General features: G+C 63.6%; 14 protein-coding genes. 5 read left to right on the top strand and 9 right to left on the bottom strand.

The annotated features are described in order from the left end of the window. Positions 1 to 118: 118 nt before the first annotated feature. From CR105_RS20630 to lhpI, 3 genes are all read right to left on the bottom strand, one after another. Entirely contained in the window at positions 119 to 2,767 is a 2,649-nt protein-coding gene (locus CR105_RS20630) for a TonB-dependent receptor (protein ID WP_099791696.1), read from the bottom strand. Positions 2,768 to 3,053: 286 nt separating this feature from the next. Beyond that, on the bottom strand, positions 3,054 to 3,263 hold the full coding sequence (locus CR105_RS20635) for a hypervirulence associated TUDOR domain-containing protein (RefSeq protein ID WP_099791698.1): 210 nt from the start codon (positions 3,261 to 3,263) through the stop codon (positions 3,054 to 3,056). A gap of 33 nt (positions 3,264 to 3,296) precedes the next feature. Further along, positions 3,297 to 4,244 (bottom strand): bifunctional Delta(1)-pyrroline-2-carboxylate/Delta(1)-piperideine-2-carboxylate reductase, encoded by a 948-nt coding sequence (lhpI, locus tag CR105_RS20640; RefSeq protein ID WP_099791700.1) that lies wholly within the window; start codon positions 4,242 to 4,244, stop codon positions 3,297 to 3,299. Between the two features lie 93 nt (positions 4,245 to 4,337). Between lhpI and CR105_RS20645 the strand changes: the two genes are divergently transcribed. Both CR105_RS20645 and CR105_RS27905 read left to right on the top strand, forming a co-directional pair. Then, positions 4,338 to 4,895 (top strand): lipocalin family protein, encoded by a 558-nt coding sequence (locus CR105_RS20645; RefSeq protein ID WP_099791702.1) that lies wholly within the window; start codon positions 4,338 to 4,340, stop codon positions 4,893 to 4,895. A 150-nt stretch (positions 4,896 to 5,045) separates the two neighbouring features. Then, positions 5,046 to 5,504 carry a hypothetical protein gene (locus CR105_RS27905; protein WP_131021783.1) on the top strand — a complete coding sequence of 153 codons (459 nt, stop codon included), beginning with the start codon at positions 5,046 to 5,048 and terminating at the stop codon, positions 5,502 to 5,504. A gap of 394 nt (positions 5,505 to 5,898) precedes the next feature. Here CR105_RS27905 and CR105_RS20650 read toward each other — a convergent pair whose 3' ends face one another. The 4 genes from CR105_RS20650 to CR105_RS20665 form a co-directional block, all read right to left on the bottom strand. After that, a complete protein-coding gene (locus CR105_RS20650) occupies positions 5,899 to 6,879 on the bottom strand; it encodes a Bug family tripartite tricarboxylate transporter substrate binding protein (protein WP_099791704.1) in 981 nt (326 codons plus the stop codon). Between the two features lie 184 nt (positions 6,880 to 7,063). Beyond that, on the bottom strand, positions 7,064 to 7,939 hold the full coding sequence (locus CR105_RS20655; RefSeq protein ID WP_099791706.1) for a class I SAM-dependent methyltransferase: 876 nt from the start codon (positions 7,937 to 7,939) through the stop codon (positions 7,064 to 7,066). Between the two features lie 99 nt (positions 7,940 to 8,038). Further along, on the bottom strand, positions 8,039 to 9,730 hold the full coding sequence (locus CR105_RS20660) for a potassium channel family protein (protein ID WP_099791708.1): 1,692 nt from the start codon (positions 9,728 to 9,730) through the stop codon (positions 8,039 to 8,041). A 2-nt stretch (positions 9,731 to 9,732) separates the two neighbouring features. Continuing rightward, positions 9,733 to 10,116, bottom strand: a complete 384-nt coding sequence (locus tag CR105_RS20665) for a DUF6394 family protein (protein ID WP_099791710.1) — start codon at positions 10,114 to 10,116, stop codon at positions 9,733 to 9,735. 148 nt (positions 10,117 to 10,264) lie between these two features. On the opposite strand from CR105_RS20665, the gene CR105_RS20670 reads away from it, so the two are divergent. Then, a complete protein-coding gene (locus CR105_RS20670) occupies positions 10,265 to 10,636 on the top strand; it encodes a COG4315 family predicted lipoprotein (protein WP_099791712.1) in 372 nt (123 codons plus the stop codon). 157 nt (positions 10,637 to 10,793) lie between these two features. Here the strand turns inward: CR105_RS20670 and CR105_RS20675 are convergent, their stop codons facing one another. Then, positions 10,794 to 11,333: a DUF2058 domain-containing protein gene (locus CR105_RS20675; RefSeq protein WP_099791714.1), complete on the bottom strand. Its 540-nt coding sequence runs from the start codon at positions 11,331 to 11,333 to the stop codon at positions 10,794 to 10,796. Positions 11,334 to 11,385: 52 nt separating this feature from the next. Here CR105_RS20675 and CR105_RS20680 point away from each other — a divergent pair, with 52 nt between their 5' ends. Continuing rightward, a complete protein-coding gene (locus tag CR105_RS20680; RefSeq protein ID WP_218968732.1) occupies positions 11,386 to 12,276 on the top strand; it encodes a CAP domain-containing protein in 891 nt (296 codons plus the stop codon). Positions 12,277 to 12,281: 5 nt separating this feature from the next. Here the strand turns inward: CR105_RS20680 and CR105_RS20685 are convergent, their stop codons facing one another. Next, complete coding sequence (locus CR105_RS20685) at positions 12,282 to 12,518, bottom strand: hypothetical protein (RefSeq protein WP_099791716.1); 237 nt, start codon at positions 12,516 to 12,518, stop codon at positions 12,282 to 12,284. Between the two features lie 144 nt (positions 12,519 to 12,662). Between CR105_RS20685 and CR105_RS20690 the strand changes: the two genes are divergently transcribed. Continuing rightward, on the top strand, positions 12,663 to 13,496 hold the full coding sequence (locus CR105_RS20690; RefSeq protein WP_099791718.1) for an aldo/keto reductase: 834 nt from the start codon (positions 12,663 to 12,665) through the stop codon (positions 13,494 to 13,496). Positions 13,497 to 13,594: the final 98 nt, after the last annotated feature.

Below are 13,594 nucleotides of genomic sequence, written 5' to 3' on the forward strand. Positions count from 1 at the left end.
TATCGCTTCTGGCGGCCCGCCTGCAAAAAAATGGGCAAGGCCGCATTCAGCCTTGCCCCAAGCACTACTGGAATTCATGACGGAGCGCGCGGCATGCCGCTGCCGCGCGCAGCCGGTCCTACAACTTGGCGCGCAGGCCGAGGTAGAAGGTGCGACCGTTCGAGTAGAACGCGCGCGGCCGGTCCTTGTTCTCCGCGTACATCTTGATGGTCTCGTTGGTCAGGTTGAGCGCATCGAACGTCAAGGTCAGCTGCTCGGTCAACTTGAAGTTGAGCGATGCGGCCAGCGACGGCATGGCATCGACGTGCTGGCTGGCGCCACGGTCCACGCCCGCCTTGTAGGCCGAGCGGTAGCTGTAGGCCAGCCGCGCCGAGAAGCGCTCGTTCTCGAAGTAGCCGGTCAGGTTGTAGGTGTTCCTCGAAGAGTTCAGCAGTTCGCCGCCATCGTCGAGCTTGCCGTCGGCGTAGGTGTAGTTCGCCAGCACGCCGAAGTTGGTCGCTATCGGCTGCTGGTAGCTCAGCTCCACGCCCTTGTTCTTGCCACTGGTGTTGTACGGCGACGTGATCTGGTACACGGTCTGCACGCCGCGCTTGTTGTTGTAGTAGGTTCCGGTCGACGTGCCCTGGGCGACGATCGAATTCAGGTCCATGTAGAACAGGCCGGCCGACAGCAGCGCCTTCGGTGCGAAGTACCATTCGGCCGACAGGTCGAAGTTGGTCGAGCGGACCGGATCGAGGTTGACGTTGCCGCCGCTGCCGCTCAAGGCATCGTCGTTGAGCGAGACCGAGCCGCCCAGCGCGCTGTAGTCGGGACGCGAGATCGTCTTGGCCAGCGCGGTACGCACCACCAGGTCGGGACGCACGTCGAACTTCAGGTTGGCGCTTGGCAGGTAGTCGCGGTAAGTGCGCTCGAACGTGGTCGGCGTGTAGGCGCCGAAAGCCGAACCGGTGATCGGCGCCGGGCCGCCGGCCAGGTTGACGATCGTGGTCTGGCGCGTCTGGATGGCGCGCACGCCGACGTTGCCGCGCCAGCCGTCGCCGGAGAAGTCCGCCATGCCGTAGACGGCCGAGGTCTTTTCCTTGACCTTGAATTCGTCGGTCCAGTTGTGGCGCAAAGTGAAGTCGAGCAGGCGGTTGCCTGGTACCGCACCCCATGCGCCGAGCGCCGCGCCGTCGTACTTGAAGTAGTTCGACGACAGCCCGCCGCCCAGGTTGGAGGCGAAGTCGGACGGATACATCTGGCCGGTCCAGGCCGGACCTGGATTGCTGAAGCCGACCGGTCCCGGACGCGTTTCGAGCGGGTGCTCCGCAGTGCGCTGGTGATCGGTGAAGCGTGCGCCGAACTTGATCGACTCGACCATCGAATCGCGCATGCGCCAGGCGCCGTCGATCTGGCCGTACTTTTCCCTGTCGACCGATTGCGCTTCGCCGCCACCGGCCCACGCTGTCGATCCCGGCGTCGTGGTGGTGCCGCCCGGGTAGCTCACCGACGCCGGCGACATGCCGTTGAGCGCATACGTCATGCCGCCGTTGACGTTGTTCTGGTAGTAGACGTCGTCGCGGTCGTAGCCGATGCCGTAGGTCTTGCCGATCTTGCCGGTGAAGGTCAGGTCGGAGGTCGCGCGCAACTTGCCATTCAGGTCCAGGTACCACGATTCGCCGCCGGCGCCGGGACGATAGATGTTATCGACTTCGCCCGAATTGACCGGGAACGAGGCCGACACCAGCGTGTTGTTGCGAACGACCGCGTTGGTTGGAATCTGGTTCGAGCCGTTGATCGAATTGGCCGGTGCGGCGAGCCAGTTGGTGTTCTGGTGCGGTGCCTCGAGCTTCGAATAGAAGCCATTGAGGTCGATGCTGACGTCGGGCGACAGGCGCGCTTCGAGGTCGAAGGCGCCGCCGGTGCGCTTCTTGGTCTGTTCGAACAGGCTGGCGCCGATAAAGGTCGGCACCGCGACGCCGGCCAGCGACGGGTTGGCAATCGCTGCCGCGCTGGTGGCGCTGATCTGCGAGTAGCCGAGGATTTCCTGGCCATCGCGCCGCACGGCCGACTTCTCGGAGAATGCCTGGAACAGCGCGCCGGCCGTATTGGCCGGGTTCTTCCATGCGAACAGCGCCGACAATTGCGGTTCGGTTTTCTTCGACAGGTCGTTGTAGTTGGCCTGCACCGAGCCTTCGACGGTGAGCGATTTGCGCAGGTCGAGCGGACGGCGCGTGATCACGTTGATGGCGCCGGAGACGCCGCCTTCGACCAGGTCGGCGGTCGCGCTTTTCTGCACCACGACCGAGCCGACAAGCTCGGACGGCAGCAGCGAAAAGCTGCTGGAGCGGCCGACGCTGCCGCCGAATTGATTAAGGACGAACCAGTCGCCGGTGCTGATGGCGTGGCCGTTGAACAGGGTTTGCTGCAGGCTCGGGCTGGTGCCGCGCAGGCTGACGCGGTCGTTCTCGCCGAAGCCGCCTTCGCCGCCGGCGGACGACTGGGTATTCACGCCAGGCAGGCGCTGGATCGCGTCGGCCACGTTCTTGTCGGGCATCTTGCCGATGTCTTCGGCGGTGACCACGTCGACCACCGCGTCGGCATCGCGCTTCTGGCGCAGCGACTGTTCGAGCGCGGCGCGCACGCCGGTGACGACCACCGCCTGGATCGGCTCGGCCGGCGCGCCGGCGCTCTGCTGCGCCTGGGCCTGGCCTCCCATCATCAACACTGCTACTGCGGCCGCGATCGCGGTGCGGGTGTACTGTTGCCGTGCCATCATCTCGTTCATTGCTCCCCCAAAACTGTTGTGGTAGCCGGTGCCGCCAGCGAGGCGCGGTGCCGACCGATTCGATTTTTTTGCATTCCAGTCTTGATCCGGCGGACGCTCGGGCGTCTCTCTCCTTAGGCTTGAACGGATTGTGTCCGCAACGTGACACGCATGTTTGTCAAATCTTGCTAAGGCGCGAAGCTGTGTCATATTTTCGACAACGCGCCGAGATGCATACGTGGCGGGGCCGGCCGGCAAGGCCAGCGCTGCAGCGAAGTGGGAGAACGCGTGTTTCAGTTGCGACTGTCTACACCTTGGTCAGCGCCGTCGCCTTGTGCGCCGCTTCCGCGCCGGTCTCGTCGCTGACGACCAGGTACTCCGGATTGTCCGGCGACGCGGCGACGTGATGTCCCTTGATCGTCACCGGCGCGGTCAGCTTTTTCTTGATCGTGCCCTGCACTATGCCTTGCGGCGAATGCCATTGCACTTTGTCGCCAACGTTGAATGCATCTTTCATGACGGGCCCCTTTGAATGTGAAGCCGGGCGTGCCTACCGATGCTTTCCCGGCGCCGACGATTCATACACCAGCATCGCCGCAGCCAAATCTTCGAGCGCGGTGCCGACCGACTTGAAGACTGTGCGCACCTCGCTGCCTTGCCGGCCGCACGCCTCGCCGCGGCACAGCGATTCGAGCGTGCCGGCGACATCATTGGCGCCAAACACGCCGCGCGACATCGGCCCCAGCAAGTCACCCGATTTCTGCAGCGCCTCGACCGTGTCGACATACAAACGGCTGCCGGCAAAGCAGGCGTCGTCGGCTTCGCGCATCTGAGGCGTGAAGCCGCCGATCAGGTCGAGGTGGCTGCCGGCGCATAGCCATTCGCCGCGTATGACCGGCTCGGTCGCCAGCGTTGCGCACGACACCACGTCGGCACGGCGTACCGCTTGCTCCAGGTCGGCGTTCGCGGCGACGGCGCATCCCGCCACGTCCAGCTCGCCGGCCATGCGGCGCGCGGCATCGTGGCTGCGGCTCCAGACCGTGATGTCGTCGATCGGCAGCATGGCGCGGTAAGCGTGCGGCAGCAGGCTGGCGACGCGCCCCGACCCGACCACCAGCAGGCGGCGCGCATCGGGCCGCGCCAGGTAGCGCGCCGCCAGTGCCGACGCGGCCGCGGTGCGGCGCGACGTGATCTCGTTGCCGTCCATCTGCGCCAGCGGCTCGCCGGTCGCCGCGCTGTACAGGGTGTAGGTGGAAAACAGGCCCGGCAGGCCGCGCGCGGCGTTGCCCGGAAAAATATTGACGGTCTTGATGCCCATGTACTTGCCGTGCCAGGCCGGCATGATGAGCACCGTGCCGCCATCGCCACTGCCGTCGCTGACCTTGTGCACATGGCGCGGCGGCACCTCGCAGCCGCTGACGAATAATCGTTCGATCGCGTCGATCAGGGCATCGAATGGCAGCGCCTGCCGCGTACTGGCACTATCAAATATTTTCATTGGTCATTTGCAAAAGTTGCTAGAGGTTGGACGTGTGCGCCCAAGAAGGCGAACAAGCTACTATAGCGAAATTAATAATGTGAAGGAACCCGCATGAAAACACGCTTGATCGCGCCACTGTTGGTGGTGTTGAGTTTGAACGCCGGCGCCGCCGATGCCCCGAACGCCGCCGCTGCCAGGCCGCTCGCCACCATCGCTTCGCTCGATGTGCCGCGCTACATGGGGACCTGGTACGAAATCGCCAAGTTCCCGAATCGCTTCCAGAGAAAGTGCACCGGCTTTACCAAGGCGACCTATTCGACGCTGGCCGACGGCACGCTGCAAGTGGTGAACCGCTGCCGCACCGACAAGGGCGAGACCGATGAAGCGATCGGCGCCGCGCGCCAGATGGGCGGGCCGACGTCGCCCAAGCTGAAGGTACGCTTCGCGCCGGCGTTCCTGTCGTTCCTGCCGATGGTGTGGGGCGATTACTGGGTGATCGACCTCGATCCTGCCTACCAGCTGGCTGCTGTCAGCGAGGAGAAACGCGAATACCTGTGGATCCTGTCGCGCACGCCGAAGGTCGACAGGGCAAGCTACGACGCACTGGTGGCGCGCCTGGCGGCCCAGGGACTGGATGTGAGCAAGTTGGAAGTGACGAAGCAGGAATAGCGCCAACGCACAATTGGCGCTCTTGCTATCAGCTTAGATCGCTCGACTGTTGCGAGCGATAGCGTCAAGATGTCGCAACCGCGGTAGTGTGCCTTTTAGCGTTTGCAGAAGCAGAAATAGTTTAGGCGAAAAATTTTAGCGGGAATTAACATGAATCTGCAACCCGACATCGCAATTTACTCTCCAGATCAAAAATTGGTATTGGTGGTGGAGATCAAAGGCACACCAAAGTCAGACGATGCGTGGGCGGCTACGCTTCGGCGTAATCTTGTCGCCCACGGCGCGGTTCCTGCTCCGGCCTACTTCTTGCTGGTTGTATCAGACCGGATCTATTTATGGAAAAACGTTTTTTGCGACGATGCAGTGCTTCCATCGTATTCGGAGGACACCCGAACGGTCCTGCACAAATATCTGCCACAAACAAAAAAAACGGACCAACCCGACACGGTTAGTAAAACCGGTCTCGAACTCGCAGTGCGTTCGTGGTTGAGGGATTTGACCGCGAAGGGCGCCAATGTTGACGAAGTTGATCCGGGCAACTGGCTACGTCGATCCGGACTTTACGAAACCATCAGGAGAGGGGAAGTCAGGGACGAGTGCCAGGCGTGATTGCTCGATGTCGCCACGGTAATTCCACTGGATCGCGATGTCTTTCGAAGTGCATTACTCGCGCAACAAACCTTAAGGTTGAGTCCTCAAGACGCGATTGTTTATGCATCAGTACACTCGCGGGTTACACACCAACTATCCAGCCCTCAGTGCTTTATCAATAAGAATTCGCGAGATTTCCTTGTTCCTGAAATTGTTAAGCATCTCGAGGCGTTTAATTGCAAACTGATCGGGAAATTTTCCGACGGCCTGAACTATGTGCGAAGCGCGCTGAATCCGGATGTTGAACCAGACGCATAGACTCGAACGGCAATTGCGCTCTCTTGGTTGGGCCGAGCTGTATAAAACAAAAACGCCACCCGAGGGTGGCGTTCTTGTTTCCCAACCGAGTGGTTTAGTCGACGGTTGCACCACTCGACTTGACGACCTTGCCCCACTTGATCGATTCGGCCTGGACGAACTTGCCGAAGTTTTCAGGCGTATCGCCAACAAACTCGGAACCGGTCTCAGCGCGAATCTTCTCGAATTCAGGACCCTTCATGAACTTGACGGTTTCGGCGTTGATCTTGGCGATCACGTCCTTCGGGGTGCCCGCCGGCGCGAACAGGCCGTACCATGCGTACGATTCTAGCGATGGCTGGCCCAGCTCCGCAAAGGTCGGTACGTTCGGCAGCAGTGGCGAGCGCTTGGCGCCGGTCACGGCGATCGGTACGACTTTGCCGCTCTTAATATGCGGCATGATCGCGATCGTGCTGTCGAACATGATCGGAATGTGACCGCCCAGCAGGTCGGCAATTGCCGGCGCCGAACCCTTGTATGGCACGTGAATCATGTCCAGCTTCAAGACGCTGTTGAACAACTCGCCGGTCAGGTGCTGCGGCGTGCCGCTGCCCGACGAACCGAACGAGAACTTGCCCTGCTTCGACTGGACGTGGGCGATCAGCTCTTTGAGGTTCTTGGCCGGCACCGACGGATTTGCCACCAGCACCAGCGGCACGCGCAGCAAGTTGCTGATCGGCGCCAGGTCCTTGAGCGGATCGAACGTCATGTTCTTGTACAGACTAGGATTGATGACGATCGGCGCGCTCGACGTGATCAGCAAGGTCTGGCCGTCCGGCTTGGCGCGGGCAACCGCGGCCGAGCCGATGTTGCCGCCGCCGCCAGCGCGGTTGTCGATGACGAAGGTCTGGCCCACTGTCCCAGTCAGGCTCTTGGCAAACGGACGCGCTGCAATGTCCGACGGGCCACCTGGCGGCCACGGCACAACCACCGTTACCGTCCCGGTAGGCCAGGCTTGCGCGAACGCGCTAACGGACACTACCGATGCTGCGAATGCGCACAGGAGCGATTTGCCTTTGCCAGAAAGAAGTTGCATATTTACATCCTTTTATTGATTGTCGACCGGCGGTCGGTGGACAGAGTTAATTGGCGTGACTTCACGTCACCCGTGCAAAATACACCAGTTTTGCATTCGGCACACCTACTACGCGCACGCGCACGGCGACCGCGCGGCGAAACTGCCCGCGCGGACGCCAGCTCGACGAGCCGTTCCGCCGTTTTCAGACGCTGCGTTTGGTGATCACCACCTCCAGGTATTCCGCCGGCACCACCAGCGATGCCGACCCTGCCGTATTGCAGCGATCCAGCAAGGCATTGATGTCCTGCTCCAGCGCCTGGCCGCCATCGGCACCGGCCGCGACCGCGGCGAAGGCCTTGTACACCGGCCCGTAGTAGTCGCGGAACACTTGCAGCATGTGCGCCGCCGACGCATAGCGGAAATTGAAAAGCTTTCGTTCTACGTGAATGCGATCGGCGGCATCGCCGAACAGCTGGCGCAGATAGTCCTCGGTTCCCCACAACGCGGGCGACTTCAGGCCGGCCGGCGGCGGCACGTGCTTGCCGATGGTCTTGAAAAGCTGGCCGACAAAACCTTCGGGTGTCCAGTTCGCCATGCCGATGCGCCCGCCGGGACGCACCACGCGCAGCATTTCCGCTGCCGCGCGCTGTTGGTCAGGGGTGAACATCACGCCGAAGGTCGACAAGGCGACGTCGAAGCTGCCATCGGGAAATGGCAATGCCTCGGCATCGGCTTCGCGAAAATCGATCTGCAGCCCCTCCGCGGCGGCGCGGGCGCGGCCTTTGTCGAGCAGCGCCGGCACGTAGTCGGTCGACGTTACCTGGGCAAACCGGTGCGCCGCGGCAAGCGTGGCATTGCCGTTGCCGGCGGCGATATCGATGACGCGCTCGCTGGCGCGGATGTCGGCCGCCTCGGCCAGCGATTCGCCAACAATTTGCAGTGTGACGCCGATGATGGCGAAGTCACCGCTGGCCCAGGTGGCCTGCTGGCGTTGTTTGATGGCGGAAAAATCGGGCGCGCCGGCGTCGCGCGACTGTGTTTGTTGCTGGGAAGGTGATGACTGACTTGGCTCGCTCATGACGTCTCCTCTGGGCTGCATCCGGCCGATCCAAACGGAGCTTCCGGCCTTTCAAGTTGGTTCGACAATCTCGTTGGCCGCCAGTTCGCAAAACCGGGCCTAGTTTTTGCTGAACAACAACTGCCACAGGCTGCCGCCACACCGGTCCTGGCCGGTGAGCACAAAGTCGAGGGCATTGGCGTTTTGCAGCGTCAGCGACAGCGCCGAGCGCGCCGCATGCTGGCCGACGATCAGCAGCGCATCGCCCGCCGCCAGGCCGAACGCATCATCGGGCAGCACGAACGAGGCGCCCCGGCGCACGATCATCAGCACCACCACCGGCAGCATCGCCTCCCAGTCGGCGTTGTCGCGCAGCAGCTGGCCGACGCTGATGGCCTGCCGCGCCACGAGTGCCTTGTGCAGCGCCGGCGCGCCGCCCTCGTCGACTTCGACACCCCATACCTCCGGCACCAGGCCTTCGCAGATGCCTTCGAGCCGGCTCGACATCTCCTTGCTGCGGCTTTCGTCGGCGTGGCGCAGTCCGTCGAGGAAGCGCGCCAGCAGCGGCGTCGTCAGCACCGAGATGCATTCCTGCGCGACGATGCGCGTGTGCACCATGCTGAAATCGGCGCGGAACGATTCGAACAGCACGTCGTTGGCGGCCTGGTTCTGGCGCGCCACCACAAAGATGTCCGGATTGAGCTTTCTCGCCATTACCGCGATCGACAGGTTGCCGATGTCGTCGTCGCTGCCGGCGACGATGCCGCACGCGGCCATCACGCCGGCCTGCTCGAGCACGTCCGCTTCATTGCCGAAGCCTTTCAGCGTGCGGCAATCGGGCGGCCCCTCGCCCTCGGGATCGATGACCGTCATCGCGATGCCGGGCAACGCGAGAAAGCGCGCGACCGCCGCGCCGAAGGTGCCGTAGCCGCAGACGATCCAGTGCCCGCGCGGCGGCCGGTGAATTTCCGGCAGCGGCGTTCCGGGCAGGCCGGTGAGGATTTCGATCAGGCGAAAGCGGTCCGGCGCGCTGATTGCCAGCGCCAGGTATTCGGCGAAGCGCTCGAAGGCATTGACGATGTGGTGGGTGCCGAACGAAGCCATGCTGGCGGCCACCCGCGCGCTGCGCACGCGCGCCAGCACGGTGAGCGCCGGGTTGAGCAGGCGCACGTTGATGGCGATGGCCAGGTTCACTTCCTCGTCGCTGGTGATGGCCAGCACGCCGCGGCACATGGGGTGGCGCAGGCCGGCCATCTGCAGGTACGCCGACTGGCGCGCGTCGGCCACCACGACCGGATCGTTGGTGATGTACTCTTCCATCGCCAGCTCTTCGACGCGCAGTTCGTCTTTTTCGAGGATGGCGAAATCGTAGCCCATCAGGTCGAGCGCGCGGCAGATCAGGCTGCCCGTTTCGCCGCATCCGCAGACCAGGTAGAACGGCGCCCGGGCGTGCCGCACGCGCCGTTCAAAGCGGGTCGCCGCCAGCGCCTGCAGGAACGCCTTGTCCTGCAGCAGCGTGAGCACCGTGACGATTGCGTACGACCAGCCGATCACCATCATGTAGATGCACACGCTGGCCCACAGGCGCTGCGCATCCGAGAAAGGCCGCGGTATTTCGCCGAAGCCGATCGACGTGGCGGTGTAGCTGACGAAATAGAACGCGTGAAAAAAACTGAGCGGCGGCGCCGGCGTGCCGTCGTCATGCAGGCCGGGAATGAACGTCAGCACCAGCACGCCGACGGCATAAAACACGATCAGCACTATCAGCGGCGCGCGCATGCGGCGCAGGATCAGGAAGAAAACGCTGTTCACGTCTAGCGCCGCATCATGACTGTCTCGACGATCAGCATGACGAGCGAGACGAGGTTGGCCAGCAGCGCGCCGCCCGACAGCGAGACGACGCTGGCCGTCATCTTGGCCGTCATGCCGGCGCCGGTGATATGGACTGCAAAGGTCCAGACCACCGCAGCGGCGACGAGCTGGATGTCGGCGACCAGGCTGGTCGACAGCAGCACCGCGCCGATCTGCGTGCGGTCGCCGAACTTGAGGATGGTCGCGATGATGTTGACGACGATGGCGGCGAACAGCTCGTAAATATTGTGCAGTTCGGGCCGCGCGATGTCGCCGATGAAAAAGCCGAAGTTGAGCGTCGCGGCAAACACAATGAAAAACGCAAAAATCACTTTTTCGAGGTTCATGAGTTGCCCCTGCTGCGCGCCGCTGGACCGCTGACTTATGTACGACCGGCGAATGGAGCGGCAGTTCGGCCGCTTCGCTTGCGCTAGAATGAGCTGGCAGTTCGATAATCCACCGGTCCTCGCACTTGATCATTCACAGGAGACTTCCATGAAATCAGTCAGCCTTGGTACTGCAGTCCTGTTTGCCCTGTTCACCCAATCCGCCGTCGCCGTCGACGCCCCTGTCAAGAAGGCCGGCGGCGTGCTGGTCGATTCGAGAGGGATGACGGTGTACACCTACGACAACGACGCTGCCAACAGCGGCAAGAGCACCTGTACCGGCGCATGCGCGCAGAACTGGCCGCCGGTCCAGGCCGGCGACGCCAAGCTGGCGGCGCCGTATTCGACCATCACGCGCGACGACGGCAGCAAGCAGCTCGCCTACAAGGGCAAGCCGCTGTACACCTTCGTCAAGGACAAGAAATCCGGCGACAAGACGGGCGACAAGGTGAAGGACGTGTGGCACGTCGTTACCGACTGAGCGGCACCGCCCCGGCGTTAAAGCGTGCAGCGATCGCGACGCTGGGCAAAAAGAAGTCGTTAGCGCCAACGCCACCGGATGGAATTGACCGCCGTGCTAACCTAACTGAAACGCCACCTTTCGGGTGGCGTTTGTGTTTTCGCAGCGTTACTACGCTCTACCACATCAGGTCGTCTGGAATCTGGAACGCCGCATACGGATCGTCAGCTTCCGGCTCGGTGGCGGCCTTCTTGTTCACCCGCACCACCAGCGAAGCGTCGCGCTCGGCGATCTTGTCGGCAATCACCCTCGGCACCAGTTCGGTCACGCCGGCCAGGCACACGATGACCAGGCGTCCCGCCATCAGGTGGCCCTGCACCGCGGCCGACACGTACATGCGCTCGATCTTGCTGCCATGGGTGAAGTTGTAGGCAATGTCGCCATTGCCCTTGCCCTGGCGATTTTTCTGCACCATCTGGGCGATTTGCGCGACGATCGCCTTCTGCGTGGCGGCCGCATCGCGCTGGGCGTTCAGGTCGCGCGCGCGCTCGGCATTCTTGCGCTGCGTCTCGGCGGCGGCCAGCCGCACTTCATCGACACTCTCGGTGCCGGTGCGCCGCTCGACCTTCTTCTGCTTGCTCTTGTCGTGGTTTGCCTGTTTGACCTTGTTCTTGTCGACCAGGCCGGCCTTCAAAAGCTGCTCTTGCAAAGAGACCATATGTACTGCTCCGTAAATTGTCCGCCGGCGGAAATACGCTAGCATAGCAAACATGTCGCCCTTGACCACATCGAAGCTTTGCCAGGCCGCCACGCTCGCCGGCCTTGGCGCTGTCGCCGCCATGCTTGCCTCGTCGGCCGTCCACGCGCAGCAGCGCGACCCGCTGGTTGCCCTCATCAACAGCTACCGCTCGGCGCCCGGCAGCTGTGAGGGCCGCCGCGCCAGTCCCGTGCCGCCGCTGGCGCCGCAGCCTGCATTGTCTCGCGTAAAAGTCACTGCCGGCGCCTTCCTCGACCAGGTGCTGGCGCGCGCCGGCTACCCGGTGGCAAGGGCGGAGGCGATTACCATTGCCGGCGCCGCCGACGCGCGCGACGCGATGGCCATCATCGAGCAAAGATATTGCCGCACCTTGCTGCGCGACGATTTCTCCGCAATCGGCGCCAGCCGCAACGGCGACAGCTGGCTGATCGTGCTGGCGCAGCCGGCGCCGCCCTCGCCTATCCTTCTGCTTGGCGACACGCGCGACGTCGGCAAAGCGATTCTGCGCGAAGTGAACGAGGCGCGCGCCGCCGGGCAAACCTGCGGCGATGCGCAATTTGCCGCCGTAGCGGCGCTGGCGTGGAACAGCGCGCTTGGCGACGCCGCGCTGTCGCACAGCCTCGACATGGCGAGCCAGCACTTCTTCCAGCACAAGGGAAAGGATGGCCGCCTGGTGGGCGAGCGCGCCAGCGCTGCCGGTTACCGATGGCGCCGCGTCGGCGAGAACATCGCGGCGGGCCAGGAGTCGGCCGAAGACGCCGTGGCCGGCTGGCTCTCGAGCCCGGGCCACTGCGCCAACATCATGAACCCCGCGTTTACCGAAATGGGCGCGGCGTACGCTGTCGACACGTCGCGCGACACCCCGCGGGTTTACTGGACCCAGGTGTTCGGCGCGCCGCGCTGACGATACTAGCGGCGGGCGACGCCGCCGTGACGGGCGCACAGACGCGCCTGGCGCCGGACGCCATCGCGGCAGCGCACCAGTTTCGGCCGCGCCTTGGCGGCAGGCTGGGCGCGCTGCTGTTCCCGGACGTCGCGCTTGGCGGCGCCCGGATTGTTCGGCCGTGCGCTGCCCGAATCGAAGTAGACCTGGGCGTGGGCGCTGCTGCCAATCAGCAGTGCAAGCATAAAGATCAGTTTTTTCATTTTTTCCCGCCTGGCTGGTGTTGAGGAACCATTGTCGCATGGTGGTGCTGCAAGTCATCTTTCCGTTGACCCGCCCTGCCGTGCGGCCGTTTCGGACGGTAGAATCAGGCTAAACCTGCATTCAAGGGCGACCAGGAGAACAATATGCGCACTACCAAATTGCCATCCGGCCAGGCTGTACCTGTGCTCGGCCAGGGAACCTGGGGCATGGGCGAGTCGCCCGGCAGCCGCGCCGGCGAGATCGAGGCGCTGCGCTTCGGCATCGACGCCGGCATGAGCGTCGTCGACACCGCCGAGATGTATGGCGATGGCGCCACCGAGGACCTGGTCGGTCAGGCGATCGAGGGCCGCCGCAGCAAGGTCTTGTTGGTCAGTAAGGTACTGCCGCAAAATGCCACGCGTGCCGGCACCATCGCCGCTTGCGAGCGCAGCCTGCGCCGCCTGCAAACCGATCACCTCGACCTGTACCTGCTGCACTGGCGTGGCAGGGTGCCGCTGGCGGAGACGCTCGAAGCGTTCGAGACGCTGATGCGCACCGGAAAAATCCGCTCATGGGGGGTCAGCAACTTCGACACGGCCGACATGACCGAGCTGGTCGGCAAGCACGGCGGACCGGCGGTGCAGACCAACCAGGTGCTGTACAACCTGGCGCGGCGCGGCATCGAATTCGACCTGTTGCCCTGGTGCGAGCAGCGCCAACTTCCGGTGATGGCCTATTCACCGCTCGAGCAGGCCCGTTTGCTGGGCGACCCGGAATTGCGCCGCATCGCCGACGCCTATGCCGTCACGCCGGCGCAGATTGCACTGGCGTGGGCCGTGCGCCACGATGGCGTCATTGCCGTGCCCAAGGCCGGCACGGTCGAGCACGTTCGGCAGAACCTGATGGCGCTCGACATCGCGCTGTCCGACAGCGACCTCGCCGCCCTCGACCGCGCATTCGCGCCGCCGACGTCCAAGCGCCCGCTGGAAATGATCTGACGGGCCGCGCGCGTCCTGCTGGCCGTTCTTATGGCCGGCTCTTGCGCACATGCATGGCGAACCGATTGACGAACGGCCCATCTAAAAATGACCGACGT

It is taken from the genome of Massilia eurypsychrophila (assembly GCF_002760655.1).
Classification (GTDB): Bacteria; Pseudomonadota; Gammaproteobacteria; order Burkholderiales; family Burkholderiaceae_D; genus JAFCUW01.

Excerpts from the sequence above, each read along its gene's own strand:
- CR105_RS20645 (WP_099791702.1), top strand. The coding sequence starts at position 4,338 with ATGAAAACACGCTTGATCGCGCCACTGTTGGTGGTGTTGAGTTTGAAC.
- CR105_RS20630 (WP_099791696.1), bottom strand. The coding sequence starts at position 2,767 with ATGAACGAGATGATGGCACGGCAACAGTACACCCGCACCGCGATCGCG.
- lhpI (WP_099791700.1), bottom strand. The coding sequence starts at position 4,244 with ATGAAAATATTTGATAGTGCCAGTACGCGGCAGGCGCTGCCATTCGAT.
- CR105_RS27905 (WP_131021783.1), top strand. The coding sequence starts at position 5,046 with ATGAATCTGCAACCCGACATCGCAATTTACTCTCCAGATCAAAAATTG.
- CR105_RS20665 (WP_099791710.1), bottom strand. The coding sequence starts at position 10,116 with ATGAACCTCGAAAAAGTGATTTTTGCGTTTTTCATTGTGTTTGCCGCG.
- CR105_RS20650 (WP_099791704.1), bottom strand. The coding sequence starts at position 6,879 with ATGCAACTTCTTTCTGGCAAAGGCAAATCGCTCCTGTGCGCATTCGCA.
- CR105_RS20655 (WP_099791706.1), bottom strand. The coding sequence starts at position 7,939 with ATGAGCGAGCCAAGTCAGTCATCACCTTCCCAGCAACAAACACAGTCG.
- CR105_RS20680 (WP_218968732.1), top strand. The coding sequence starts at position 11,386 with ATGTCGCCCTTGACCACATCGAAGCTTTGCCAGGCCGCCACGCTCGCC.
- CR105_RS20635 (WP_099791698.1), bottom strand. The coding sequence starts at position 3,263 with ATGAAAGATGCATTCAACGTTGGCGACAAAGTGCAATGGCATTCGCCG.
- CR105_RS20670 (WP_099791712.1), top strand. The coding sequence starts at position 10,265 with ATGAAATCAGTCAGCCTTGGTACTGCAGTCCTGTTTGCCCTGTTCACC.
- CR105_RS20690 (WP_099791718.1), top strand. The coding sequence starts at position 12,663 with ATGCGCACTACCAAATTGCCATCCGGCCAGGCTGTACCTGTGCTCGGC.
- CR105_RS20685 (WP_099791716.1), bottom strand. The coding sequence starts at position 12,518 with ATGAAAAAACTGATCTTTATGCTTGCACTGCTGATTGGCAGCAGCGCC.
- CR105_RS20675 (WP_099791714.1), bottom strand. The coding sequence starts at position 11,333 with ATGGTCTCTTTGCAAGAGCAGCTTTTGAAGGCCGGCCTGGTCGACAAG.